The sequence below is a fragment of the Herbaspirillum aquaticum genome (genome assembly GCF_002213425.1).
In the GTDB taxonomy this organism is placed as follows: domain Bacteria; phylum Pseudomonadota; class Gammaproteobacteria; order Burkholderiales; family Burkholderiaceae_D; genus Herbaspirillum; species Herbaspirillum aquaticum.
This window is the reverse complement of record NZ_NJGV01000007.1, coordinates 219,442-245,111: the sequence shown is the minus strand read 5'-3', so window position 1 is coordinate 245,111 and position 25,670 is coordinate 219,442. Positions and strand designations below refer to the sequence as shown.

Sequence of the window (25,670 nt, the reverse complement as noted above, 5' to 3'; positions counted from 1 at the left end):
GCGTACAATCCCGGCTCATGCATGCGGACCACGGTCCGCATTTTTGATTTATGGCGGGCCCGTGCAGCGGGCCGCCATGACGTCCCGCCGCCAGCGTGGCTTGATGATCCCGTGAGATCCACGGAGATCCAGGCCAGCCCGCGCGGCCATGCTTCCCGAACTTGCAAGAAGCGATCCCCGCATCGCCACCCAGACTCATGACCAAAGACCTCGCCGCCCACACGCCGATGATGCAGCAGTACCTCCGCATCAAGGCCGACCATCCCAACACGCTGGTGTTCTACCGGATGGGCGATTTCTATGAACTCTTCTTCGAAGATGCCGAAAAGGCCTCGCGCCTCATGGGCGTCACGCTGACCCAGCGCGGCTCTTCCAACGGCAACCCGATCAAGATGGCGGGCGTGCCCTTCCACTCGGTGGAGCAATACCTGGCACGCCTGATCAAGCTGGGCGAGTCGGTGGCGATCTGCGAACAGATCGGCGACCCGGCCACCAGCAAGGGACCGGTGGAGCGCAAGGTGGTGCGGGTGGTCACGCCCGGCACCCTGACCGATTCCGACCTCTTGCCCGAAAAGGCCGAGCGCTGCCTGCTGGCCATGCAACTGCTGCCCTCCAAGTCGCGCAAGCAGATGCAGGTCGGCCTGGCCTGGCTGTCCATGGCCAGCGGCGCGCTCAAGATGATGGAGTTCACGGTCGAGAGCACGCTGCTCGATGGCCGCGTGAAGCAGGAGCTCGAACGCATCTCGGCCGCCGAGGTGCTGGTGGCCGACGGCCAGCTGGAGCAGTGCGAGCCGCTGCTGCCCAACCGCGCCGTGACGGTGCCGGACTGGCATTTCGACCAGCCCAGCAGCGAGAAGGCCCTGCTCGACCAACTGGGCGTGGCCACCCTGCACGGCTTCGGTGCCGACGGCCTGGGCCCGGCCATCTGTGCCGCCGGTGCCCTGCTGCGCTATGCGCAATCGACCCAGGGACGCGGCCTGCAGCACGTGCGCACGCTCACCGTCGAATCCGAAAATGAATTCATCGGCCTGGATGCGGCCACCCGCCGCAACCTGGAACTGACCGAAACCATCCGCTCGCAGGATGCCAATGCGCTGGCCCCGACGCTGTTCTCCACGCTGGACCACTGCCGTACCGCGATGGGTTCGCGCCTGCTGCGCCACTGGCTGCACCACGCCCTGCGCGACCAGCAAGTGGCGCGCGAACGCCACGCCGCCATCAATGCGCTCATGCGCACCGACGCCTGCTCGGGCCTGTCGGCCACGCTGGCGGCGGTGCCCGACATCGAACGCATCACCACCCGCATCGCCCTGCTCTCGGCGCGTCCGCGCGACCTGGCGGGCTTGCGCAGCGGCCTGCAGCAGTTGGGTTCATTGCGGGCCTACGTGGAAATGTGCGCCCGCGACGCCGAAGCACCACTGCTGGGCCAGCTGCACGAAGACCTGGCCACGCCCGTGGAATGCCTGGACCTGCTGGAACGCGCCATCATGCTGGAGCCCGCCGCCATGGTGCGCGACGGCGGCGTGATCGCGCGCGGCTATGACGCCGAACTGGACGAACTGCGCGGCCTGTCGGAAAACGCCGGCCAGTACCTGCTGGAACTGGAAGCGCGCGAACGGGAACGCACCGGCATTGCCAACCTGCGCGTGGAATACAACAAGGTGCATGGCTTCTACATCGAGGTCACCCACGGCCAGACCGACAAGGTGCCGGAAGACTATCGCCGCCGCCAGACCCTGAAGAATGCCGAACGCTACATCATCCCCGAGCTGAAGGCCTTCGAGGACAAGGCGCTCTCGGCGCAGGAACGCTCGCTGTCGCGCGAGAAATTCCTCTACGAGCAGCTTCTCAACGACATGGGTGCACACATCGTGCGCCTGCAATCCATCGCCCATGCACTGGCCCAGCTCGACACGCTGGTGGCCCTGGCCGACCATGCCGTGCGCAACAACTGGTGCGCGCCGCAGCTGGTCGATGAGCCCTGCATCCAGATCGAACAAGGCCGCCATCCGGTGGTGGAAAACCAGATCGAACGCTTCATCGCCAACGACTGCCAGCTCGCCGCCGAACGCAAGCTGCTGCTCATCACCGGTCCCAACATGGGTGGTAAATCGACCTTCATGCGCCAGGTGGCGCTGATCACCCTGCTGGCCTACGTGGGCAGCTTCGTGCCCGCCACCAGTGCGGTGATCGGTCCGATCGACCGCATCTTCACCCGCATCGGCGCCGCCGATGACCTGGCCGGCGGCCGCTCCACCTTCATGGTGGAGATGACCGAATCGGCCTCCATCCTCAACAACGCCACCGAACATTCGCTGGTGTTGATGGATGAGGTCGGCCGTGGCACCTCGACCTTCGACGGCCTGGCCCTGGCCTGGGCGATTGCCAAGCACCTCATCGATGTGACGCGCAGTTTCACCCTCTTCGCGACCCACTACTTCGAACTGACCCAGTTGCCCGAGATCCACCCGACCGCGGCCAACGTGCACCTGTCGGCCGTGGAGCACAAGGACAGCATCGTCTTCCTGCATGCCGTCCAGAGCGGCCCGGCCTCGCAGAGCTACGGGCTGCAGGTGGCGCAACTGGCGGGGGTGCCGGCTCCGGTCATCCGCGCCGCGCGCAAGCATCTCTCGGCGCTGGAAAGCCAATCCATGCAGCCAACGCCCCAGTTCGACCTGTTCAGCTCCCCTTCCTTCATGGAAACGCAAGCCGAAGCTGAAGAAGCAGACGATGAACGCAATCCCGCCAGCGCGGTCGAACCCGATCCGCTGGCCCAGGCCCTGCTGCAATCGCTGGACGGCATCGACCCCGATGCCCTGACGCCGCGCCAGGCGCTGGATGCGCTCTACCAGTTGAAGGCCTTGAGCCGGGGACAATAACAACACCACGACAACACCACGGGGACGCCGGCTTGACGCCGCCCTTTGAACCGCAGAAAGACTGCATGCCGATCCGCCCGATCCGACGCATCCTGCTGTGCACCTGCTTCACCGCTGCCATCCTGATGGCGGGCGGTGCGGCATGGGCCGCCGGACAGGACTTTTCGTTCGGCGTGATCAACCATGCCGCGCCCGGCGTCAAGGGCGATGAAGCGCTGCGCCAGGCCCTTGCCGAGACCGATGCCGACAATCTCGCCTTCGTGGTGGTCAACGGCATCAAATCCCCTTCTGAACGCTGCGATGACGCGCTCTATGCCGAGCGCCATGCGATGCTCTCGCAGGCGCAGAACGGCATCTTCGTGTCGCTGGCCGGCAGCGACTGGATCACCTGCCGCGACCGCGAGAACCGTTCGGACGCCATCGAACGCCTGGCACGCATGCGCGAGATCTTCTATGCCAGCGAATTCTCGCTGGGCGCGAGCCGGCTGCCGATGCTGCGCCAGTCGCTCACGCCCAAGTTCCGCAGCTATGCCGAGAACACCCGCTGGGAAATCGGCAACGTGCTCTTCGCTACCGTGAACCTGCCGGCGGCCAACAATCACTTCCTGCTCGATGGCGGACGCAACAATGAGTTCGAGGACCGCCTCATCGCCAATCGCAACTGGCTGCAGCACCTGTTCGCCTTTGCCGCCCTGAAGAAGAGCGCGGCCATCGTCTTCTTCAGTGATGGCAACCCCTTCGGTCCGCCGCCCAAGCGTTCCTTCTTCCGCGCCCAGCGCGATGGCTTTGCGGAGACGCGCAAGCTGTTCTCCGACCTGGCGGGCAAATTCCAGGGACGCGTACTGGTCGTGCACGCCCAGGGCGGCAAGAGCAAGGCACCAGCGCAAATCCTGTGGAGCGGCAACCTGGGCAGTGTGGGCGTGGGCGAGCGCTGGCTCAAGGTGGTGGTGGATGACCATCTGCCGCAGCTGTTTGCAGTGGCCGATGCAGATGGCGAACGGCGCTAGGCGCCTGGATCTTGCTGGAAAACGAGGTTTTCCGGTCCATATGAACGAAAACGCCCGCAGAATGCATCTGCGGGCGTTTTTTCTTGCGCGCCGGAAGAAAATGCCCGATCGACGGGTTTTCTCCGGCGCTGCGGTCAGCGATCAGCGACCAGCGCTCAACCATCAGTTCAGCGGCTGGCTGCGGAAGTGGTCGCCGGCGTCGCCTTCATCTTCATCATCGTGATGATGGTGGTGGCCATGGGCACCGTGCACGTGGCCGTGGGCCACTTCTTCTTCGGAGGCGGCGCGCACTTCGGTGACGGCCAGTTCAAAGCGCAGCGCGATGCCGGCCAGCGGATGGTTGCCATCGAGCACGGCCTTGCCGTCCGCCACTTCGGTGACGGTGAAGATGACCGACTCTTCGCTGTCGTCGTCGGGCGAACCTTCGAACTGCATGCCCACTTCCAGCGGCTGCGGCAGGCGCTCGACCGGCTCGATCTTGACCAGCTCGGAATCGTATTCGCCGAAGGCATCTTCCGGCTCGACCTGGATGGTGGTGCTGTAGCCGACTTCCTTGCCGTCCAGCGCTTCTTCGATCTTGGGCAGGGTGTTGTGATAGCCGCCGTGCAGGTAGACCATCGGCTCGCTGCTTTGCTCGATCAGGTTGTTCTGGGCATCCGACAGCTTGTAGTTGACGGAAACGACGGTATTCTTCGCGATCTTCATCGTAAGGGTCCTTTGTATCGATAGTGGTGCGGGAGCGGCAGCTGCTGCGGAAGCGTCGCGCGGGACACCTGCCACCCGGGTTGGGGCCTAAGAACCATCCCCTTGCCATTCCCGCGAGGCAAGGACGCTTTCAAAAACGGTATCTCGACTCCGCGATTATACCTGCATCAAACTTGGCCGCCGCCAAAGGCGTACGGCTGCGCTGGCACCTCTATAATGGCGACCATGAAAAAACTCGATCTGCTCGGCGGCATCACGCCCGCCCAATTCCTGCGTGACTACTGGCACAAGAAGCCGCTCCTGATCCGCAACGCCATCCCCGGTTTCACGGCACCGCTGCCGCGCCAGGAACTGTTCGACCTGGCCCGTCGCGATGAGGTCGAATCGCGCCTCATCACCCATCGCACCGATGGCTGGGACATGCAGCATGGCCCCTTCAACAAGCTCCCGCCCTTGAAGCAAAAGGCCTGGACCCTGCTGGTACAAGGCGTGAACCTGCACCACCCGGCCGCCGACGCCCTGCTGCGCCAGTTCCGCTTCGTGCCCGATGCACGCCTGGACGACCTGATGATCAGCTACGCCACCGATGGCGGCGGCGTCGGCCCGCATTTCGATTCCTATGACGTCTTCCTGCTGCAGGCCCACGGACAACGCCGCTGGCGCATCAGCGCGCAAGAGGACCTGACGCTGGAAGAAGGCGTGCCGCTGAAGATCCTCAGCAACTTCCAGGCCGAACAGGAATTCGTGCTGGAACCGGGCGACATGCTCTACCTGCCGCCGCAATACGCGCATGACGGCGTAGCCATCGGTGAATGCATGACCTATTCGGTCGGCTTCCGCTCGCCGGCCTACCAGGAACTGGGCGAATCCTTCCTGGAATTCATGATGGATACCATCGACCTGCCCGGCCGCTATGAAGATCCTGACCTGAAAGCCACCGCCAAGCCGGCGGAATTGCCGCTCGACATGGTGGCGCGCATCCGCGACGAACTCAACAAGATCCGCTTCACCGACGACGACATCACCATCTTCCTCGGTGAGCATCTGTCGGAGCCCAAACACAGTGTTTTCTTCGAGGCGCCGGCCCAGGAATTGTCGTTTGCTCGCTTTTTCCAGGGCGCCAAGAAACGTGGCCTGGCGCTGCATCGCAAGACGCGCATGCTGTACCGTGGCTCTCACGTCTTCATCAATGGCGAATCCTTCCAGGTCAATCGCGGTGACAAGGCGATCCTGGCGCGCTTGGCCGACTCGCGTGTGCTGGAGAAAACCGACCTCGACCTGGCCTCCGAAGACCTGCTGGAAGCATTGCATCAATGGCATGAAAGTGGCTGGCTCGAGATTGTTCGAGACTAATCCAATTTATCGCGAACACTTCTCGAAATCACTTTAGAAAATCCCGGAGAGCGGCTTGCGTCAAGACTTTGCGGGCCGCTCCAACGCGATGTAAGTTCTTACAAATTCTTACGAATTCCCATAGTGGCGATGTGATTCCGGAAAAAAATAGCTATAATGATGGGCTGGAAAGTTTTCGTTGTCAGGCGTTGTTTCGGCAGTCAAAAAGAAGCAAGAACCGAAGCCCGACCGTGAGGTCTTACCCGCGGCGAAAGCCTCCCAGTAGAGCGATAATTACCGGTAATTATTCATCGCACAATTTTTAAATATTGAAGGAATATTCATGAAAAAGACTCTGTTGATCGCTTCGTTGTTGGCTGTTGCCCTGGCTGCTTGCGGCAAGAAGGAAGAAGCTCCGGCACCTGCAGCTGCTCCTGCTGCTGAAGCTCCGGCCGCTGCTGCTCCGGCTGCTGATGCAAAGCCGGCTGACGCCGCTCCTGCTGCTGACGCTGCCAAGCCGGCTGACGCCGCTGCTCCGGCTGCTGACGCTAAGCCTGCTGACGCTGCCGCTCCGGCCGCTGATGCAAAGCCGGCTGAAGCCGCTCCGGCCAAGTAATCTTCGGATTATTTTCGGAAAAAACCGGTCGCAAGACCGGTTTTTTTTCGTCCCTGTGTTTCGTCCCTGTTCCGCGTATCGCCCCGTCTTTTCCTTCATCTCCGCCGCTCTTGCCCTCTCCCCCTCGGCATCCAGACTGCGTGGTTCCTTGATCTGGCGCAAACGCATCAGATCGTCCCACAAAGCCTTCGCAGCACCCCGTCCATATGCACGTACTGACAATGCCCTGACGGGCTGCCAAGGCCCTTTTTTTCTTATCGGGGACACAAGATCGACGCATGCACGGATGCCGCGCTGCGGGTACCCGCAAAAATGAATCTTCAACGTGAATGAAAAGAGAAACAAATTGTTTCTGCGGCGGTGCGACAGCGCTGGGACCAGCCTGACAAAAAGCTGACCCACTCGCGTTTTTTGACTACACGTCCAGCCAGGAAAAACCTTCTTCCTGGCAGGCAATGCCGATTTCGCCAAAGGTCGTGCCGAGCACGCTTTCGATGGCCGCGCGGGCCAGTTCGGGGGTGTTGTTCTGCTGGCTCAGGTGAGCGCCGATGACGCGCTTGAGCCGGCTCTTGTCGAGCAACCGGAGGATCTCTGCGCTGGCATCGTTGGCCAGGTGGCCGTAGTCTCCACCGATGCGGCGCTTGAGGAAGGCCGGATATGGCGAGCGATCCAGCATCTCGCGGTCGTGATTGCATTCCAGCAGCAGGGCATCGCAGGCATCGAGGGCCTGCACCAGGTGCGCGGTCGGCTGGCCGGCATCGGTCAACACGCCCAGGCGCCGGTCGCCATCGCTGGCCACGTACTGGACCGGCTCGCGGGCATCGTGCGGAACGGTATAGGGAGAGAGTTCGAGGTCGCCGATGGCAAGCTTCTGGCCATCGGCACAGAAACGCACATCGACATCGTTGGCCTGCTCGGCCACCGCCTGCCAGGTGCCGTAGCTGAGCCAGACGGGGATGCGATAGCGTCGCGCGAATTTGAAGACGCCACTGACGTGGTCCGAATGTTCATGCGTGACCACGATGGCCGAGACGTCCGAAGGATCCAGGCCCAGGCGCAGCATGCGCTTTTCGGCTTCGCGCAAAGTAAAGCCGCAGTCCAGCATGACCGTTGTCCCCGAGGAGGGACGCTGGTCGCCGGCTGCGGCCGAGATCAGCAGCGCATTGCCTTCGCTGCCGCTACCGAGGCTCGCGAACTTCATCTGAGCCCCGGGTCCTGCTTACTTCAGCTGGTCGTTGAGCAGACCGAGGATCTTGTCGGAGATACCCGAGGTATCCGGACCACCCTCGCCGTTCTGCACGACGATGTTGCTGCTGTCGGCGCCAGCACCCTTGACCACGATGCGGTACTTGGCAGCCTTCTTGTCCTTGTCCTTGGAGCTGAAGATGCGCGAGAAGAAGCCGTCATCCTTCTTGTCCTTGGCGTCCTGGTTCTGGTCCACGTAGCGCACGTAGTAGATGCCCTGGCTGCGGTCGCGATCTTCCACGGTGAAGCCCACGCGATCCAGTGCCAGGCCGACACGGCGCCATGCGCGGTCGAAACCTTCATCCACTTGCACGCTGTTGCCGGTGGCGGTCTTCTGCAGGCGCGAGCGGGACTGCAGCGAGGGGGCGTTGGCCACGGCGGCCTTGGCCTTGGTTTCTTCAGCACCCAGGCGCACCATCAGGCGCGACAGGAATTCAGCTTCCAGGCCCGGATCGGAAGGACGCGCGGTCCACACCGAGGTTTCCTTGGCCGAACCGGTCAGCACTTCTTCGGCACCGCGATGGCTGATGAAGATTTCAGTGGTGCCGTTGGGGCCGCGCTCCAGGCGGGTGCGGAACTTGTCGCGCTCGCCGGTGGAGTACAGCGAATCAAACACCTTGCCCAGGGTGTTGCGGATGAAGTCCTGCGGGATCTTGGCACGGTTCTCGGCCCAGTCGGTTTCCATCACGCCGGTATCGGGCGATTCGATGTTGATCAGGAAACCGCTGTCCTGCCAGAAGTCCTTGATCTGCGGCCACAGCTGTTCCGGGGTCTGCTTGACCACCAGCCAGCGCTGCGAGCCATCGCGCTCGATGCGGATCTCGTCGCCCTTGGAGGTCGGCGCCACGGAGGTGACATCGGTAGTCGGCTTGTTCTGCTGTTCCAGCTGGTAGCCCGACGCAGTGGCCACGCCCTTGTTGGCTTCAGGGATGGCGTAGCGGTTGTCGCGCTGCAGCTGGGTCAGGTCGGGCGGCACTTCCAGGCGCGGGCCACGGGCCTTTTCGGCGCTCTTGTAATCGATACGGTCGCCTTCGAGCATGTTGCCGATGGACGAGCATCCTGCCAGTCCGGCCAGCGCCAGTGCGACGACGATGCTGCGTTGGGTAAGTGTGTACGCGGAGCGGGAGACCGGACGAACGTTATTGCTATTAGTCATATCGTTACTAGTGAAAGCGGAATCGGATTTCAGGAGACCTGCGCCAAAGCGGCCAAGCCGATCAGTTTAAGACGCCGGACTCGCGCAGGGCGGCACGGACGGTGTCGTGGAAGGACGCACCCAGCGGCGCCAGCGGCAGGCGCATGCCCGACGGGATCAGGCCCATCTCCTGCATGGCCCACTTCACCGGCACCGGGTTGGGCTCGACGAAGAGCTTGTTGTGCAGCGGCAGCAGCTTGTTGTTCAGTTCCACGGCACGGGCGATGTTGCCGCTCATGGCGGCCACGCACAGCTCGTGCATGTCGCGCGGGGCGACGTTGGCCGTCACCGAGATGTTGCCGGCGCCGCCATACAGCATCAAGGCGATGGCGGTAGCGTCGTCACCGGAGTAGACCGCGAAATCCTTGGGGGCCAGGCGGATCAGGTCGGTGCCGCGGGCGATGTTGCCGGTGGCGTCCTTCACACCCACGATGCCCTTGACCTGCGCCAGGCGCAGGATGGTCTCGTTGCTCATGTCGGCCACCGTACGGCCGGGCACGTTGTACAGGATCACCGGCAGATCCACCGCTTCGGCGATGGTCTTGAAGTGCAGGTACATGCCTTCCTGGGTCGGACGGTTGTAGTAGGGCACCACCTGCAGCGAGGCGTCGGCGCCGACCTTCTTGGCGAAGGCGGTCAGCTCGATGGCTTCGGCGGTGGAATTGCCGCCGGTACCGGCGATGATGGGGATGCGTTTGGCCGTATGCTCGACCGCGACCTTGATCAGTTCGCAGTGCTCTTCCATCGAGACGGTGGGCGATTCGCCGGTGGTACCGACGATGACGATGCTGTCGGTTCCCTCGGCGATATGCCAGTCGATCAGCTTGCGCAGGCCGTCGTAGTCGAGGCTGCCGTCCGGATGCATGGGAGTGACGATTGCAACAATGCTACCCTTGATCATGGTGTGCGTATGTAAGGTGGTGGTCAGAATAAAGGCCTGATTGTAGCGGATAGACGCCTCATCAGGTCAATTTGCGGCTGCTACAGTTGAAAGCGGACGTAAAAAAAGCCGGAGAACCCGCCCCTGCGGGCCCCGCGACGGCCTCAAACCCGCTTGCCGCCGGTCAATCACTCAATAACCCAGCCCCATGGCTTCGCGCACGTCGCGCATGGTGTCCTGGGCCAGCTTGCGTGCCTTGTCACAGCCATCGGCGACAATGGCGCGCACCAGCGAGGGATCATCCAGGTAAGGCTGGGCACGTTCCAGCATCGGCTGCTGCTCTTGCAGGATGGCATCGATCACCGGTTGCTTGCACTCCAGGCAACCGATCCCGGCCGAACGGCAGCCCTTGGCTGCCCATTCCTTCACTTCCGACGGGGAATAGACCTGGTGGAATTGCCAGACCGGGCATTTGTCCGGATCGCCCGGATCGCTGCGGCGCACGCGCTGCGGGTCGGTCGGCATGGTCTTGACCTTCTTGGTGACCGAAGCCGCATCTTCACGCAGGGCGATGGCATTGCCATAGCTCTTGGACATCTTGGCTCCATCCAGCCCCGGCAGGCGCGAAGCCTCGGTCAGCATGGCCTGCGGCTCGGTGAGGATCAACTTGCGGCTGCCTTCGAGATAGCCGAACAAACGTTCACGATCGATCATCGACAGGTTCTGGGCATCATCCAGCATGGCCTTGGCCTGTTCCAAGGCTTCATCATCGCCCTTTTCCTGGAATTGCGTGCGCAGTTCCAGGTACAGCTTGGCGCGCTTGCTGCCCAGCTTCTTGGTGGCAGCCAGGGCCTTTTCCTCGAAGCCTTTTTCCTTGCCGTACAGGTGGTTAAAGCGGCGCGCGATCTCGCGCATGATCTCGATGTGCGGCACCTGGTCCTCACCCACCGGCACCTGGCTGGCGCGGTAGATCAGCACGTCGGCCGCCTGCAGCAGCGGGTAGCCCAGGAAGCCGTAGGTGGCCAGGTCGCGGTCGGCCAGCTTTTCCTGCTGGTCCTTGTAGGTCGGCACGCGTTCCAGCCAGCCCAGCGGGGTGGCCATGGACAGCAGCAGGTGCAGTTCGGCGTGCTCGGGCACGCGCGACTGGATGAACAGCGTCGCCTGGGCAGGATCGACCCCGGCAGCGAGCCAGTCGATCACCATTTCCCAGGTGCTGGTCTCGATCACGGAGGGATCGTCGTAATGGGTGGTCAGTGCATGCCAGTCGGCCACGAAGAACAGGCAGGGCAGCTCGGACTGCAGCTTGACCCAGTTCTTCAGGGCACCGTGATAGTGGCCCAGGTGCAGCGCGCCCGTGGGGCGCATGCCGGAGACGACGCGGTCAGGATACATGGCGTTTGGCGTGGGTTGGCGGTTGGCGGTTCGACATGAACGGGATCAACTCGGTGAACAATCAGAACAACAAGGAAATGGGGAAGGTAATGAGCTGCAGCAGCTTGCTGGCCACATACATCACCGGCGCCATCCACCAGGTGTAGATCACCTTGAGCAGCACCAGCGCCATGACGATGAAGAAGCCGTAGGGCTCGATCTGGGCGAATTTGTAGGCGTATTTGTTCGGCAACAGGCTGGTGAGGATGCGACCGCCATCCAGGGGCGGGATCGGGAACAGGTTGAAGGCGAACATCACCAGGTTGGTCAGCACCCCGGCCTTGGCCATGAGCATGAAGAATTCTTCTTGCACCCCGCCCAGCACCAGGGCATAGATGGCCAGCGTCCACAGCAGCGCCATGAAGAAGTTGGCCGCAGGGCCGGCCAGCGAGACCCAGGCCATGTCGCGCTTGGGCTTGCGCAGGTGGCCGAAGTTGATCGGCACCGGCTTGGCATAGCCGAACAGGAAGGCACCGCTGGTGGCGAAGTACAGCAGGATGGGAATGAGGATGGTACCGAAGGGATCGATGTGCTTGAGCGGGTTGAGGCTCATGCGCCCCATCGAATAAGCAGTCGTATCCCCGAAAAACTTGGCCGCATAGGCATGGGCCGCCTCGTGCAGGGTAATGGCGAAAAGCACGGGCAGCGCGTAAACCGCGACGGTCTGGATGAGTTCGTTCATGGGCGGGGATTTTAGCAGAGGGACAACGAACTGCCCCGGATTCGCTCAGGGCAGGTTCGGCGCGCCGGGTGGGAAGGACAACTACTTCGCTTATGCAGCCTGCAAACCGAAGATGCCGGCATCTCCCCTGCCCTGCCGCACCAGCACCGGCTCATTGTCATCGGTGAGATCGATCACGGTGGTCGGCTCCAGGCTGCAGGCACCGCTGTCGATGACCAGGTCGATCTGCTTTTCCAGATGGCTGCGGATGTCTTCGGCGCTGGTCAGCGGCAAGTCTTCGTCCGGCAGGATCAGGGTGGTTCCCAGCAGCGGCTGGCCCAGTTCTTCCAGCAGCATGTGGGCGATGCGGTTCTCCGGCACGCGCAGGCCGATGGTCTTGCGCGAGGGGTGCGAGAGGCGGCGCGGCACTTCCTTGGTGGCTTCCAGGATGAAGGTATAGGCCCCCGGCGTGGCGGCCTTGAGCAGGCGGTACTGGCGGTTGTCGACCTTGGCATACTGGGCGATCTCGGAGAGGTCACGGCACAGCAGGGTCAGGTGGTGCTTGTCGTCCACGCCACGGATGCGGCGCACGCGTTCGACGGCATCCTTGTTGTCCAGCTGGCACACCAGCGCGTAGCAGGAGTCGGTAGGCAAGGCCACCAGGCCGCCCTTGTGGATGATCTGCGCGGCTTGCTTGATCAGGCGCAGCTGCGGGTTGTCAGGGTGAATCTCGAAAAACTGGCTCATGATGCGGTTTCCGTTTCCAATCCAAATCCAAATCGTAAAAAGCACAACGGCGGTGTCGCCACCGCCGTTGTCGCTGCCCGCCGGGCTTAGCGCTGGCCGCGCAGGGCGGCGATGCGCTGTTCCAGCGGCGGGTGTGTCGAGAACAGCGCCATGATGCCGGGCTTGTCGCTGATGCCCAGGGCTGCCATGTTCTGCGGCAGGCCTTCCGGCGAAAAGCCGCCCAGGCGCGCCAGGGCATTGATCATCGGCTGGGGCGTCCCCAAGAGGCGGGCGGCACCGGCATCGGCCCGGAATTCACGATGGCGCGAGAACCAGGCCACGATGATCGAGGCGCCGATACCGAAGACCACCTGGCACACCATCACCGTCACCATGTAGCCGATGCCGGGGCCGGAGGACTCGTTGTTGCGGCGCAGGGCCGAATCCACGAAATAGCCGACCACCCGCGACAGGAACACCACGAAGGTATTCACCACGCCTTGGATCAGGGTCATCGTCACCATGTCGCCATTGGCGATGTGGGCCACCTCATGGCCCAGCACGGCTTCCACTTCTTCCTGCGTCATGCCCTGCAGCAGGCCGGTCGAGACCGCCACCAGGGCCGAATCGCGGAAGGCACCGGTGGCAAAAGCGTTGGGCTCACCGTCATAGACCGCCACCTCCGGCATGCCGATCCCGGCGCGCTGGGCCAGCTTGCCCACGGTCTGCAGCAGCCAGGCTTCGGTACCGTTCATGGGCGTTTCGATCACGCGCGCGCCGGTGGACCACTTGGCCATGCTCTTGCTCATCAGCAAGGAGATGATCGATCCGGTGAAACCGACCACCAGCGAGAACACCATCAGCATCGGCAGGTTCAGGCCGGAACGAGTGAGGAAGCGGTCCACGCCCAAGAGGGAGAGGATCACGCTCATCACCACCAGCACGGCGATGTTGGTGGCGATAAACAGCAGGATGCGTTTCATCGGGGAAAACTCCTATCAGAAAAGTGGTTATTAGATAGGAATCGGCCGGCTGAATTCAAGGGCTTCACAGCCCCCAGTCGTGCCAGACCGGCTTGACCCCGGTGGGCAGCGGCGGCAGTCCGCCCAGGTCCATGCGCGACTCGCCCGGACCGTGGAAATCCGAACCCATCGAGGCCAGAAAGCCGTAACTGCGCGCTACCTGGGCGTATTCCTGGTACTGCTCCGGCGTATGGCTGCCGGTATTGACTTCGATGGCCGCGCCGCCCAGCTGCTTGAACTCGTCGAAGAGCGCGCAGAACTGGGTCTGGGTGTACTTGTAGCGGCCCGGATGGGCGATCACCGCCACCCCGCCGGCCCCGCGGATCCAGCGCACCGACTCCTCCAGCGTGGCCCAGCGGTGCGGCACGTAGCCGGGCTTGCCTTCGGTGAGGTAGTTGGCGAAGACTTCCTTGGTATCGCAGCAGGTGCCGCATTCGACCAGGTAGCGCGCAAAGTGCGTGCGCGAGATCAGGTCGGGATTGCCCACGTGCTTCAACGCACCTTCATACGCACCGCAGATGCCGTGCCGGTCCAGCGCCTCGGCGATCTCGCGGGCGCGGCGTTCGCGGCCGTTGCGGGTGGCGGCCAGTCCTTCAACCAGGTCCTGGTTGGTCTCGTCGATACGCAAGCCCACGATATGCACCGTATGCCCGGCCCAGGTGACCGAAATTTCCACGCCAGCGACATGTTCCATGCCCAGCGCGCGCGCGGCCGCACGGGCGCGTGCCACGCCGCCCACTTCATCGTGGTCGGTCAGCGCCCATACGCCCACACCATTGGCCTTGGCGCGCGCGGCCACCTCTTCCGGCGGCAACAGGCCGTCGGAGACGTTGGAGTGGCAATGCAGATCGAACTTGAGTTCAGACATAGGAAGTCGCAATGACCTCAGCGACCGCGCCGGTCGCTTGTGGCTGCCGCCGGTCAGGGAGGTCCGGGTGATTGGAATGTTTCCATTTTACGCGCTTGGTGCCGACCCCGCACTGCACCGCACGATGCGGCCGGCCTCAGGCCGGCTGCTGCAGGAAAGCCTCGATCAGTTGCGCCAGCCGTTCGGGCTGGTCGTGATGCAGCATGTGGCCGGCATCGGCGATCATCTCCACCTGCGTCTTCGGGATACAGGCGATGCGGCGGTCGATTTCTTCACGTTTCAACGAAGCCGGACCGAAGAAACGCCAGATATCGCTGTCAATCGCCTCGATCCACAGCACCGGGGCGGTGATGCGGCTCCAGCACGCCATCATTTCATCGACCCGGTACAGGATGGGGCTGACCTGCTTGTGGGCCGGATCACCCAGGATCTGCCACAGGCCGCTCTCATCCTGCTGCGCCCAGTGCCGGGCCAGGAAACCGGCGCGCTCGTCGGACAGGCGCGCATTGTTCTTCTGCAGCCGTGCCGCGACTTCCTCGAGCGTCTCGTAGCCGCGCAGCACCGGACGGTTCTTCATCTCGTCCAGCCATTGCGTGAAGCGTCCCGGCGCCTGCTCCGGCTTGGCCGTGGGCAGGCCGATGCCTTCCAGGTTCACCAGCCGCTTGATGCGCTGGGGCCGCACGCCCGCATACAGGCTCACCACGTTGCCGCCCATGCTGTGGCCGAGCAGGTTGATGGGCTCCTCGCCGGCATAGTGGTCGAGGATGGCGTCGAGGTCGGCCAGGTAATCGGGGAACCAGTAGGACTGCGCCGGGGCCCGCTCGGTCAGGCCGAAACCGCGCCAGTCGGGGGCGATCACATGCCACTCCCCTTGCAGGGCATCGACCATGAACTGGAACGAGGCCGACATATCCATCCAGCCGTGCATCATGAAGATCTTGGGGGCCTGCGGGTCGCCCCAGTGGCGCACGTGGTAGCGCAGGCCGCGCACGTCGAGGAATTCGGAACGGGAGGTTTTCTTGGCGATGGTTTGGCGCATGGCTTGTCTTTTTTGTCGGTACTGCGGGGCGGAACGAAGGATCAAGCCGCAAAGTATAGACAAAAGTGAACGATCGTGCGTCCGCCCTGCCCCGCCAGCCGTCTCAGGGAAGGAAACGCCCGAGGTCGAAGGTGGATGTATGACCGATCTGGGCGAAGTTCTGCTCCAGCCATTCGGAGGCGCGCTCGCGGCCCTGCTGGAACAGGCTGCCGATGAAACTGGCCTGGGTATTGAGCTTGGAGAGGTTGGTCAGCTGCTCCATCAGTTCATTGGCATCGATCATGTGGATGTTGAGCTGGCGCAGCCGCCGCTCCAGCGAGCCGAAGGCCAGGGTCGAATTCTCGGCCTCGCGCTTGGCCAGGGCCAGTCCGCTCAGTTCGGTGAAGAAGGCCGAGCTGAAGCTGATCTCCGAGAGCCGCTGTCCGATGTCGTGGCTGGAGGTGGGCGTGCCGGCGCGGCGACTGGGATGCAGCAGCACCACCATCACGTCGCGCGCGGCACAGGAATGCAGGAGCGGGAAAATCGGCGGGTTGGCGGTCAGGCCGCCATCCCAATAGGCTTCGCCATCGATCTCGATGGGCCGGTGCAGCGAAGGCAGGCAGGCCGAGGCCAGCAGCACTTCCACCGACAGATCGGGGTTGCGGAAGATCTTCAACGTGCCGGTGCTGACCTGGGTGGCCGCAATGAACAATTTCAGTTCACGCTGGGTGCGCAAGCGTTCGAAATCGACCTGCTCCACCAGGATATCGCGCAGCGGATTGATATCCAGCGGATTCAATTGCGTGGGCGAGAAGAAGCGCGTCATCGCCAGCAGTGCCTGCATGCCGGGCAGTGGTGCGGGGTTGGCGATGACGGGCGCGCCTTCGGCCGTCACATGGTCCATCGGCACGCCATTGGAGAGCGCAGTCCAGAAGCGCTCCAGCGCGGCGCGGGCACCGTCGCGGCCATCCTGCACGTAACCCTGGGCCATCACCGCCGCATTCATGGCCCCGGCCGAGGCACCGCTGATGCCTTCCAGGTCCAGCCGGCCATCCTCCAGCAAACGATCCAGCACGCCCCAGGTGAAGGCGCCATGCGAGCCCCCGCCTTGCAGGGCCAGACTGACGATCTTGTTCGACATGATGTCCTTTATCTTCACGTGCCGCGTGACAGGCCCGCACGATGAGGCCGGGCGCAGGAGCAGTGGCGCTGTCACGCCGGCGTCACCACTTCGGCTTATGCTGCACTGCACTATCATGGTATAACAGGAAGACGGCTGGAGATAGTGGCAGCTTGGACAGACATGTTGATTCCAGGAGGAAACATCCTGCCATCCAGCTCAGCCATTGTAACCATGTACTGACGTAACGACGGACACAGCAGAGGACACATGAAATCGATTTGCGTATATTGCGGTTCTTCCCCCGGCGCTTCCCCGGCCTATGCCGAGGCGGCGCGCAAGCTGGCCCAGGAGATGGTGAAGAACAACATCGCCCTGGTTTATGGCGGCGGCAATGTGGGCCTGATGGGCATCATCGCCAGTGAAGTCATGAAGCTGGGCGGCGAAGCCACCGGCGTCATCCCCAAAGCCTTGCTGGACAAGGAGCTGGGCCACGATGGCCTGACCCGCCTGCACATCGTCAAGGACATGCACGAACGCAAGGCCATGATGGCCGAGCTGTCCGATGGCTTCGTGGCCATGCCCGGCGGCATGGGCACCCTGGAAGAACTGTTCGAAGTGCTGACCTGGGCCCAGCTGGGCTTCCACTACAAGCCGATCAGCCTGTACAACGTGGACGGCTTCTACAACAACCTGATCGCCTTCGTCGACCACCTGGTCTCGCAGCGCTTCGTCAGCAGCGACCAGTCCGGGCTGATGATGCATGAGGCCGATCCGGTCAAGCTGATCGAACGCTTCCAGACTTTCAAGCCGACCTACAAGACCAAGTGGGCCGATCGGGAAGCGGTGGCCAACCTGGTGCCCTGACACCGGTTTTTTACACAAGCGTTCACCTGGCAGCACCAAGAACAACGCCCGTCCCTCTTGCGAGGCGACGGGCGTGTCGTTTTCTTCACTTCGGCTTGAAACCAGCGTAGATCAGGCCTCCAGCGCCTGGCGGAAATCAGCCACCAGGTCATCGGTATCTTCCAAGCCCACGGAGACACGAATCAACGATTCGGCGATGCCCATGCTGGCGCGGCGCTCGGCGCCCATCTCGTAGAAGATGGTGTGCGCCACCGGGATCACCAGCGTGCGGGTGTCGCCCAGGTTGCTGGCCGCCACGGCCAGGTTCAGGCGGTTGAGGTAATCGAAGCAGTCGATCCTGTCCTTCAGCTCGAATGACATGAGGCTGCCGAAGGAGCGGAACAGCTGCTTGCACAGGGCGTGCTGCGGATGCGACTCCAGCCCCGGATAGTAGACCGCCGCCACGCGCGGATCGGCTTCCAGCATCTGGGCCAGCGCCAGCGCATTCTTGCATTCACGTTCCTGGCGCAGGGCCATGGTCTCGGCGCCGACGGCGATGTGGTGTGCTGCTTCCGGACCCAGCGTCGCGCCGAAGTCGCGCAGCGCCTTGGCGCGGATCTGCGCCATGCCCCATTGCGGGGCCGGGTTCTTCTTGTAGCTGTCGGCAATGTGCGGGTAGCGCGTCCAGTCGTATTCACCGGTATCGGTCAGGGCCCCACCCAGGGCATTGCCGTGGCCGCCGATGGACTTGGTCAGCGAATTGACCACCAGGCCGGCCCCGACCGTCTTGGGACGGAACAGGTAGGGCGAGGTCATGGTGTTGTCCACCACGTAGAGGATGCCGCGCTCGCGGCACAGTTCGCCGATGCGCTTCAAATCCGCCACCTGGGTGCGCGGGTTGGCGATGGTTTCCACGAAGACCAGGCGGGTCTGCGGCGTGATGGCCGCTTCCACATTTTTCACATCGGTAGCATCCACCATGGAGACCTTGGCACCCTGCGCGCCCACCGTCATCCACAGGCTATTGGTATTACCGAACAGGAAAGCCGACGACACCACATGATCGCCCTCGCGCAGCAAGCCCTGGACGATGGCACCAATGGCGGCCATGCCGGTGGCAAAACAGATGGTGGACTTGCCTTCTTCCATCTTGGTGATCTTGTCTTCCAGCGCCGACACCGTCGGGTTGCCCTGGCGGCCATAGCGATAGCCGGGCTGCTTGCCCTGGAACACTTCGGCCAGCTGGCGCGCATCTTCGTAGCCGAAGGTCACGGAGGTGTGGATGGGCTTGTGCAGCGAGCCGTGTTCGATGCCCTTCTGGCGGTCGCTGTGGAGGATGGTGGTGGTGAAGCCGTAGGTCTTTTTATCGTTCATCGCGTAGTCGGAAAGGCAGAAGAAATGAGCAAGGCCGGCGTAGGGCCAAAGGCAAAATGATAAGCCAGATTCCCGCCGGCTGGTTCGCACGGCACATCAACGCAAAACGCCGGTGCCGCCAAAGCGGCCACCGGCGTCCTGGTCCAGCCTGGGGTCAGGCGGCGAAGATCAGTCCACGCGCGCCAGGTTCAGGTTCAGCTGGGAACGCACCACATCTTCCAGCGCCGGCTTGGGGTTCTTGCGGGCGTATTCGATGCGGTCCAGGTATTCCTGGGTGATGTCGCCGGTAATGTAATGACCGTCGAAGCAGGAGGCCTCGAATTGCTTCAGGGCCGGGTTGGCGTCGGAGATGGCACGCTTCAGGGCTTCCACGTCCTGGTACACCAGGGCATCGGCGGTGATCTCGCGGCAAACCTCTTCGTCGCTGCGGCCGAAGGCGATCAGTTCGTCACGGGTCGGCATGTCGATGCCGTACACGTTGGGGAACTTCACCGGCGGCGCGGCCGACGCGAAGATCACGTTCTTGGCACCCGACTCGCGGGCCATCTGCACGATTTCACGGCTGGTGGTGCCGCGCACGATGGAATCATCCACCAGCAGCACGTTCTTGCCCTTGAACTCGCTGCCGATGGCGTTGAGCTTCTGGCGCACCGACTTCTTGCGCAGCGCCTGGCCCGGCATGATGAAGGTGCGGCCGATGTAGCGGTTCTTGATGAAGCCTTCACGGTACTCGATGCCCAGCTTCAGGGCCAGTTCCATGGCCGCCGGACGCGAGGAATCGGGAATCGGCATGACCACGTCGATCTCGCCATGCTTGAACTGGCTGCGGATCTTGTCGGCCAGGAACTCGCCCATCTTCAGGCGGGTGGCGTAGACCGAGGCGCCATCGATGATGGAGTCCGGACGGGCCAGGTAGACGTATTCGAAGGCACAGGGGTTCAGCGTCGGGTTTTCGGCGCATTGCTGGTTGTACAGCTTGCCGTCGTTGTCGATGAAGATCGCTTCACCCGGGTTGACGTCGCGCAGGAAGCGGAAGCCCATGCCTTCCAGGGCCACCGATTCGCTGGCCATCATGTATTCGATGCCCTTGTCGCTCTCGTTGAAGCCCAGGCACATCGGCCGGATGCCGTACGGATCGCGGAAGCCCAGGAGGCCATAACCGGCGATCTGCGCTACCACGGCGTAGGAGCCGCGCACGCGCTTGTGGACCATGGCCACGGCCTTGAAGAGCGCCGCCGGATCGAGCGAGTAGCCGGTGGTGGCTTGCTGGATCTCGTGGGCCAGCACGTTCAACAGCACTTCGGTATCGGAATCGGTGTTGATGTGGCGGCGATCGTTCTTGAACATCTCGATCTTCAACTGTTCCGCATTGGTCAGGTTGCCGTTGTGCGCCAGGATGATGCCGAAGGGGGCATTGACGTAGAAGGGCTGCGCTTCTTCTTCCGAGGACGAGCTGCCTGCGGTCGGATAGCGCACCTGGCCGATGCCGGTGTTGCCGGGCAGCGAGCGCATGTTGCGGGTACGGAACACGTCGCGCACCAGGCCATTGGCCTTGTGCATCGAGAAACCGTTGCTGTGGTTGGTTGCGATCCCCGCCGCATCCTGGCCGCGGTGCTGCAGCAGCAGCAGCGCGTCATACAGCATCTGGTTGACGGGACTATGAGAGACGATACCGACGATGCCACACATGGTGGACTCCTAACGAAAAACGAAAACGAAAATGAACCACGACTGCCACGCCACTCCCGCGATCCGGAGGTCCCCGCCACGGGGCCGTCCATCCGCTCACACCGGAGTGGAAAAACTCACATGCTCGGCCAGCTTGCCCGGCAGGTAAGGCAGCACCGCTTCGGCGGCCTGCTCGACCCAGGGGCTGAAGCGTGCCTGCTTCCAGAAATCCTGCTGCGGAATGGCCGTGGTACCGCACAGCAAGGCCACCGCGACCACCAGCAACACCCCGCGCGCCACGCCAAAAATGCTGCCCAGCGTGCGATCGAGGAAACCCAGGCCGGTCGCCTTGACCAGCTCGCCCAGCGTCTTGGCCACCAGCGCCATCAACAGGCGCGTACCGATGAACAGCGCAATGAAGGCCACGATCAAGCGCGTCAGTTCACCCGGCACCACATCGGGCAACATCGTCGACAGCGCCTCGCCATAAGTATTGGCCACCACCAGCGCGACGATCCAGCCGGCCAGGGACAACACCTCGCGCACCAGTCCGCGCAGGGTGCCGATGATCACTGAACAAACAAGGATCAGCAGCACCAGGTAGTCAAATATCGTCACGATGACAACAATATGCGGCTATCTGTAGCCAAATTCAAGCAGGAACAATCGTGGCATTCAGGCCCAGCTTCTTGATTCGGCCGCCCATGCGCTCGGCTTCCTCGCGGCTGGCGAAGGGGCCCACGCGAATGCGCGTGCGCTCTCCTGCCTCGGTTGCGATCTTTTGCGTATACGAATGGATGCCGGCGGCGCTGAGCTTGTTGCGCAATTCATTGACCTTATCCTGGGTGGCCAGCGCAGCCACCTGGATGACGAACTTGCCGCCAGCAGCGGCCGGTTTCTTCTCCGCCGGGGCCGCAGCCGCACTGGCCGGCTTGCCCTCCAGAATCGCCAGCGCTCGCGCCGCATCGTCGTCGGCGGTGTGCGCAGGGGCCTTGGGCTTGGCAGCTTCCTTCTTCGGTTCTTCCTTGTGCTCGGCCACGGCCGGCTTCTTTTCCTCGGCCTTGTGCACCGGCTTTTCAACGGGCTTCTCGACCGGCTTTTCGGTCGGTTTTTCGCTCGCCTTCTCCACCACCTTGGGCGCCACCGCGGCCACCGGCGGCGTCACCGGCTGGGCCGGGGCAGCCGGTGTGGCTGCAGCCGGTTCAGGGGCGATGCTGGACGGCTCGACGATCTCTTCCTTCTGGTCCAGCGAGGCTTGCTTGGCATCGCGGCCACCCGGCTGGGCCGCATCGGCAGCCGGCTGGTCCTTGGACGGGATCTGGATGGCGATGTCGTCGTTGAGCGGCTTGGGCTCGGAATCGAGGATCATCGGCAACACGATCACCACCGCCAGTGCCAACGCGACGGCGCCGATCAGGCGGCGGCGGGCGCGTTTCTTTTCTGGCAACAGCGGATCGGCGGCGGCATCCTTGCCCGCCTTGCTGCGGCTGCTGCGGCCGGTGCCAGCGGCGCCGTTGGCTGCACTGCGGCTGCTACGGCTGCGGATGACGGAAGATTGCTCCTCGGAACGTGAACGGAAGGACCCTTGGTCAGCAGAAGAATCCTGCTTGTTTTTACGGAAAAACGAGAACAAGCCCATGCGGAGTCGTCTTGAATTGATCTGGAAATCGTGGAAAACCTGCCTGGCCACTCAGGCCCTGGCACCGCCGGGCAAAGGCGGCCGGCTCCGGAACGCGGGTTCGGGATCAGTGCAGACCGGGGCGGCGCGCCTGCATGACGCCGGCTACGGTCAGGAAGGACCCGAAAACCACAATTCTATCATTCTCCCCTGCTCTGCTTAATGCATTTGCATACGCCTCGGCCGGTGTAGTGAAGGTTTCTACGCTGCGCGCCGCGTCCCGCCTGAATTCCGGCTGCACGCCGGCGCCCAGCAGGGCTTCCTTGAGCTGTTGCGCGCTGGCCGCGCGCGGCAGCGGCAGATCGGTCACGCACCAGTGGTCGATCTTGTCCTTGAGGTGGCCGATGACGCCTTCGATGTCCTTGTCCAGCATGGAGCCGAACACCGCATAGGTATAAGGGTGGAAGCCCATGTTGTCCAGGTTCTGCGCCAGCGTGGCGGCCGCATGCGGATTGTGCGCCACATCCAGGATCACCAGCGGCTGGCCCGGCAGCACCTGGAAGCGGCCCGGCAGCTCCACCGTGGCCAGGCCCGTACGCACTTCCTGGGCACCCACGGGCAGCACTTCACGCAGGGCTTCCAGCGCGGCCAAGGCGGCCGAGGCGTTCAAGATCTGGTTGGCGCCGCGCAGGCTGGGATAGGCCAGCGAATTGCGGCGCATACCACGTCCGCCGTAGGCCCATTGCTGTTTGTCGCCCTGGTAATTGAAATCACGGCCCATCAGCCACAGGTCGGCGCCAATCTTCTCGGCGTGGGCAATGAGCGACTTGGGCGGCACCGGGTCGCCGCACACGGCCACCTTGCCGGGACGGAAGATGCCGGCCTTCTCGAAACCGATCTCTTCGCGGGTCTCGCCCAGGTATTCGGTGTGGTCGATGTCGATGCTGGTGACGATGGCCACATCGGCATCGATCACGTTGACCGCATCCAGGCGCCCGCCCAGGCCGACTTCCAGGATCACCACATCCTGCTTGGCATCGGCCAGCAGCTTCATGATCGCCAGGGTGGTGAATTCGAAATAGGTCAGCGAGATGTCGCCGCGCTGCGCTTCCACCGCTTCGAAGGCGGCAATCAGCTGGGCATCGCTGGCCATGTCGCCGGACAGGCGGGCACGTTCATTGAAATGCAGGAAATGCGGCTTGATGTACAGGCCCACGCGGTAACCGGCGCGCAACAGGATCGATTCCAGCATGGCACAGGTAGAACCCTTGCCATTGGTGCCGGCCACCATGATGACGGGGCAGTCGAAGCGGATGTCGAGCTTTTCCTTCACGGCCTGCACGCGGTCCAGGCCCATGTCGATCTGCTTGAAATGGCGTTGTTCCAGCAGGGCCAGCCATTCATTGAGGGTGGCGGGAGTCGGGGAGGCTTGGGAAGTCATGGCGCGTCTCGGTCGGTGAAGCGGCTGCTCGAAAAACGGATTACGGATTACGGATTACGGCTTGCGGATGTCGAAAAGACAAAGCCCGGATTTGCACTTCTGCAAATCCGGGCCTGAAGTATAGCGGCTAATCAGGAAACCGTTTCGGCGGACTGATTTTGCAGCAGGGCCAGCAGATGGGCGATTTCCTCGCGCATCTTGCGGCGGTCGACGATCATGTCGATGGCGCCCTTGGTAACCAGGAATTCAGCACGCTGGAAGCCTTCTGGCAGCTTCTCGCGCACCGTGTTCTCGATCACGCGCGGGCCGGCAAAGCCGATCAGTGCCTTGGGTTCGGCCATCACCACGTCGCCCATGAAGGCGAAGGATGCCGAAACGCCGCCCATGGTCGGGTCGGTCAGCACGCTGATGAAGGGCCGCTTCTTTTCCGACAGCTTGGTCAGCATGGCGGTGGTCTTGGCCATCTGCATCAGCGACAGCAGGCCTTCCTGCATGCGCGCACCGCCCGTGGCGGTGATGCAGATGAAGGGGACCTTCTGTTCCAATGCCGCCTGGGCACCGCGCGCAAAGCGCTCGCCGACCACGGAGCCCATGGAACCGCCCATGAATTCGAACTCGAAGCAGGCCACCACGACCGGCAGGGTCATGATGGCGCCGCCCATGACCACCATCGCGTCGGTTTCGCCGGTGGATTCCATGGCGTCCTTGAGGCGATCAGGGTACTTCTTGCTGTCCTTGAACTTCAGGGTATCGACCGGCAGGGCTTCCTGGCCGATCTCATAGCGGCCGCCTTCGTCGAGCAGGGCATCGAGACGAGCGCGGGCGCGGATGCGCATGTGGTGGCTGCACTTGGGGCAGACATGCAGGTTCGATTCCAGGTCGGTACGGTACAGCACGGCCTCGCAGGAGGGGCACTTGACCCACAAACCTTCCGGGATGGCTTTGCGGCTGGTGGAGCCGCGTTGAATCTGGGGTGGCAATAACTTCTCGAGCCAGCTCATAGAGACCTCATAGATGTTTCCGGTGGCGCGCATTGTACCAGAGCCCACCGGCGGCGGACGTAAAGCACGGTCATGCTTTCCTGATGGCAATAAACTGCCCGCTGCCGGCTTGCGCCATATCAAAAAACAAAGCCCCCGGACGCTGCCGGAGGCTCCTCATTGCACTCCCCTGCCCTGCCAGGCCGGGGCGCTGCCGTTCAGGCGTCCAGCGCCTGGCGGATATCGGTGACGAAGGCTTGCACTGCTTCGCAGGCCTTGTCGTGCGGGGTATTTTCCAGCTCGGCGATGATGCGGCTGCCGATCACGACGCCATCGGCCACGCTGCCGACGGTGCGGGCGGTAGCGCCATCCCGGATGCCGAAGCCCACCGCGATGGGCAGCTTCACGTGCTGGCGGATGGCGGCGATGCGCTCGGCCACTTCGGCCGTGTCGATATGGCCGGCGCCGGTGACGCCCTTCAACGAAACGTAATAGCAGAAGCCGCTGCTGACGGCCGCCACCTGGCGGATACGCTCTTCCGAGGAGGTCGGGGCCAGCAGGAAGATCGGGTCCATGCCCTGGGCCTGCATCTTTTGGGAGAATTCTTCACATTCCTCGGGCGGATAGTCCACCACGATGGTGCCATCCACGCCCGCTTCGCTGGCTGCGGCGATGAAGGCATCCACGCCAAAGCGTTCGATGGGGTTGGCATAGCCCATCAGCACGATGGGGGTGTGGCTGTTGGTCTTGCGGAATTCACGCACATAGCCCAGCACGTCGTGGGTGCTGATGCCGAATTTCAGGGCGCGTTCGCAGGCGCGCTGGATCACCGGGCCTTCGGCCATGGGGTCGGAGAACGGCACACCCAGTTCGAGGATGTCGACGCCGCCGGCCACCAGCGCATGCAGCAGCGGCACGGTCAGCTCGGGAGCCGGGTCGCCGGCGGTAATGAAGGTAATGAGGGCCTTGCGCTTCTGCTCGGCCAGTTGGGAGAAGGTGGTCTGGATTCTGGACATGATGAGATGAATTGTTTTGTCG

23 protein-coding genes are annotated in these 25,670 nt (G+C 63.0%); 5 read left to right on the top strand and 18 right to left on the bottom strand.

Features of this window, described 5'->3' with window-relative positions:
* Positions 1 to 197 precede the first annotated feature (197 nt).
* Positions 198 to 2,879, top strand: coding sequence for a DNA mismatch repair protein MutS (gene mutS, locus CEJ45_RS09945; protein WP_088754971.1), 2,682 nt, complete (start codon positions 198 to 200; stop codon positions 2,877 to 2,879).
* 65 nt (positions 2,880 to 2,944) lie between these two features.
* On the top strand, positions 2,945 to 3,886 hold the full coding sequence (locus CEJ45_RS09940; protein WP_088754970.1) for a hypothetical protein: 942 nt from the start codon (positions 2,945 to 2,947) through the stop codon (positions 3,884 to 3,886).
* 162 nt (positions 3,887 to 4,048) lie between these two features.
* Here CEJ45_RS09940 and CEJ45_RS09935 read toward each other — a convergent pair whose 3' ends face one another.
* Complete coding sequence (locus tag CEJ45_RS09935; RefSeq protein ID WP_088754969.1) at positions 4,049 to 4,591, bottom strand: FKBP-type peptidyl-prolyl cis-trans isomerase; 543 nt, start codon at positions 4,589 to 4,591, stop codon at positions 4,049 to 4,051.
* A 225-nt stretch (positions 4,592 to 4,816) separates the two neighbouring features.
* Between CEJ45_RS09935 and CEJ45_RS09930 the strand changes: the two genes are divergently transcribed.
* Together CEJ45_RS09930 and CEJ45_RS25120 are read left to right on the top strand one after the other, a co-directional pair.
* Entirely contained in the window at positions 4,817 to 5,944 is a 1,128-nt protein-coding gene (locus tag CEJ45_RS09930) for a cupin domain-containing protein (RefSeq protein WP_167386292.1), read from the top strand.
* A gap of 322 nt (positions 5,945 to 6,266) precedes the next feature.
* A complete protein-coding gene (locus tag CEJ45_RS25120; protein ID WP_075259113.1) occupies positions 6,267 to 6,539 on the top strand; it encodes a hypothetical protein in 273 nt (90 codons plus the stop codon).
* A 415-nt stretch (positions 6,540 to 6,954) separates the two neighbouring features.
* Here CEJ45_RS25120 and CEJ45_RS09920 read toward each other — a convergent pair whose 3' ends face one another.
* The 10 genes from CEJ45_RS09920 to CEJ45_RS09875 form a co-directional block, all read right to left on the bottom strand.
* Positions 6,955 to 7,740 (bottom strand): MBL fold metallo-hydrolase, encoded by a 786-nt coding sequence (locus tag CEJ45_RS09920; RefSeq protein ID WP_088754967.1) that lies wholly within the window; start codon positions 7,738 to 7,740, stop codon positions 6,955 to 6,957.
* A gap of 18 nt (positions 7,741 to 7,758) precedes the next feature.
* Entirely contained in the window at positions 7,759 to 8,940 is a 1,182-nt protein-coding gene (gene bamC, locus CEJ45_RS09915; protein ID WP_088754966.1) for an outer membrane protein assembly factor BamC, read from the bottom strand.
* 61 nt (positions 8,941 to 9,001) lie between these two features.
* Complete coding sequence (dapA, locus tag CEJ45_RS09910) at positions 9,002 to 9,880, bottom strand: 4-hydroxy-tetrahydrodipicolinate synthase (RefSeq protein WP_088754965.1); 879 nt, start codon at positions 9,878 to 9,880, stop codon at positions 9,002 to 9,004.
* A gap of 171 nt (positions 9,881 to 10,051) precedes the next feature.
* Entirely contained in the window at positions 10,052 to 11,251 is a 1,200-nt protein-coding gene (locus CEJ45_RS09905) for a tryptophan--tRNA ligase (protein WP_088754964.1), read from the bottom strand.
* 61 nt (positions 11,252 to 11,312) lie between these two features.
* The gene (locus tag CEJ45_RS09900; protein WP_088754963.1) at positions 11,313 to 11,972 is read right to left on the bottom strand and encodes a site-2 protease family protein; all 660 of its coding nucleotides are present in this window, start codon (positions 11,970 to 11,972) and stop codon (positions 11,313 to 11,315) included.
* A 90-nt stretch (positions 11,973 to 12,062) separates the two neighbouring features.
* Positions 12,063 to 12,698, bottom strand: coding sequence for an L-threonylcarbamoyladenylate synthase (locus CEJ45_RS09895; RefSeq protein WP_088754962.1), 636 nt, complete (start codon positions 12,696 to 12,698; stop codon positions 12,063 to 12,065).
* An 86-nt stretch (positions 12,699 to 12,784) separates the two neighbouring features.
* Entirely contained in the window at positions 12,785 to 13,660 is an 876-nt protein-coding gene (htpX, locus tag CEJ45_RS09890) for a protease HtpX (RefSeq protein ID WP_088754961.1), read from the bottom strand.
* Between the two features lie 64 nt (positions 13,661 to 13,724).
* A complete protein-coding gene (locus CEJ45_RS09885) occupies positions 13,725 to 14,567 on the bottom strand; it encodes a 3',5'-nucleoside bisphosphate phosphatase (protein ID WP_088754960.1) in 843 nt (280 codons plus the stop codon).
* 136 nt (positions 14,568 to 14,703) lie between these two features.
* A complete protein-coding gene (locus CEJ45_RS09880) occupies positions 14,704 to 15,606 on the bottom strand; it encodes an alpha/beta fold hydrolase (RefSeq protein WP_088754959.1) in 903 nt (300 codons plus the stop codon).
* Between the two features lie 103 nt (positions 15,607 to 15,709).
* On the bottom strand, positions 15,710 to 16,726 hold the full coding sequence (locus CEJ45_RS09875; RefSeq protein ID WP_088754958.1) for a patatin-like phospholipase family protein: 1,017 nt from the start codon (positions 16,724 to 16,726) through the stop codon (positions 15,710 to 15,712).
* Between the two features lie 249 nt (positions 16,727 to 16,975).
* On the opposite strand from CEJ45_RS09875, the gene CEJ45_RS09870 reads away from it, so the two are divergent.
* On the top strand, positions 16,976 to 17,572 hold the full coding sequence (locus CEJ45_RS09870) for an LOG family protein (protein WP_088754957.1): 597 nt from the start codon (positions 16,976 to 16,978) through the stop codon (positions 17,570 to 17,572).
* 111 nt (positions 17,573 to 17,683) lie between these two features.
* Here CEJ45_RS09870 and CEJ45_RS09865 read toward each other — a convergent pair whose 3' ends face one another.
* The 7 genes from CEJ45_RS09865 to trpA form a co-directional block, all read right to left on the bottom strand.
* A complete protein-coding gene (locus tag CEJ45_RS09865; RefSeq protein ID WP_088754956.1) occupies positions 17,684 to 18,925 on the bottom strand; it encodes a cystathionine gamma-synthase family protein in 1,242 nt (413 codons plus the stop codon).
* A 168-nt stretch (positions 18,926 to 19,093) separates the two neighbouring features.
* On the bottom strand, positions 19,094 to 20,614 hold the full coding sequence (gene purF / locus CEJ45_RS09860; RefSeq protein WP_088754955.1) for an amidophosphoribosyltransferase: 1,521 nt from the start codon (positions 20,612 to 20,614) through the stop codon (positions 19,094 to 19,096).
* A gap of 96 nt (positions 20,615 to 20,710) precedes the next feature.
* Complete coding sequence (locus CEJ45_RS09855; RefSeq protein ID WP_088754954.1) at positions 20,711 to 21,211, bottom strand: CvpA family protein; 501 nt, start codon at positions 21,209 to 21,211, stop codon at positions 20,711 to 20,713.
* 34 nt (positions 21,212 to 21,245) lie between these two features.
* A complete protein-coding gene (locus CEJ45_RS09850; protein WP_088754953.1) occupies positions 21,246 to 22,232 on the bottom strand; it encodes an SPOR domain-containing protein in 987 nt (328 codons plus the stop codon).
* A 106-nt stretch (positions 22,233 to 22,338) separates the two neighbouring features.
* A complete protein-coding gene (gene folC, locus CEJ45_RS09845; RefSeq protein ID WP_088754952.1) occupies positions 22,339 to 23,652 on the bottom strand; it encodes a bifunctional tetrahydrofolate synthase/dihydrofolate synthase in 1,314 nt (437 codons plus the stop codon).
* Between the two features lie 131 nt (positions 23,653 to 23,783).
* Positions 23,784 to 24,653: an acetyl-CoA carboxylase, carboxyltransferase subunit beta gene (accD, locus tag CEJ45_RS09840; RefSeq protein ID WP_088754951.1), complete on the bottom strand. Its 870-nt coding sequence runs from the start codon at positions 24,651 to 24,653 to the stop codon at positions 23,784 to 23,786.
* A 197-nt stretch (positions 24,654 to 24,850) separates the two neighbouring features.
* Complete coding sequence (gene trpA, locus CEJ45_RS09835) at positions 24,851 to 25,648, bottom strand: tryptophan synthase subunit alpha (RefSeq protein WP_088754950.1); 798 nt, start codon at positions 25,646 to 25,648, stop codon at positions 24,851 to 24,853.
* Positions 25,649 to 25,670 lie beyond the last annotated feature (22 nt).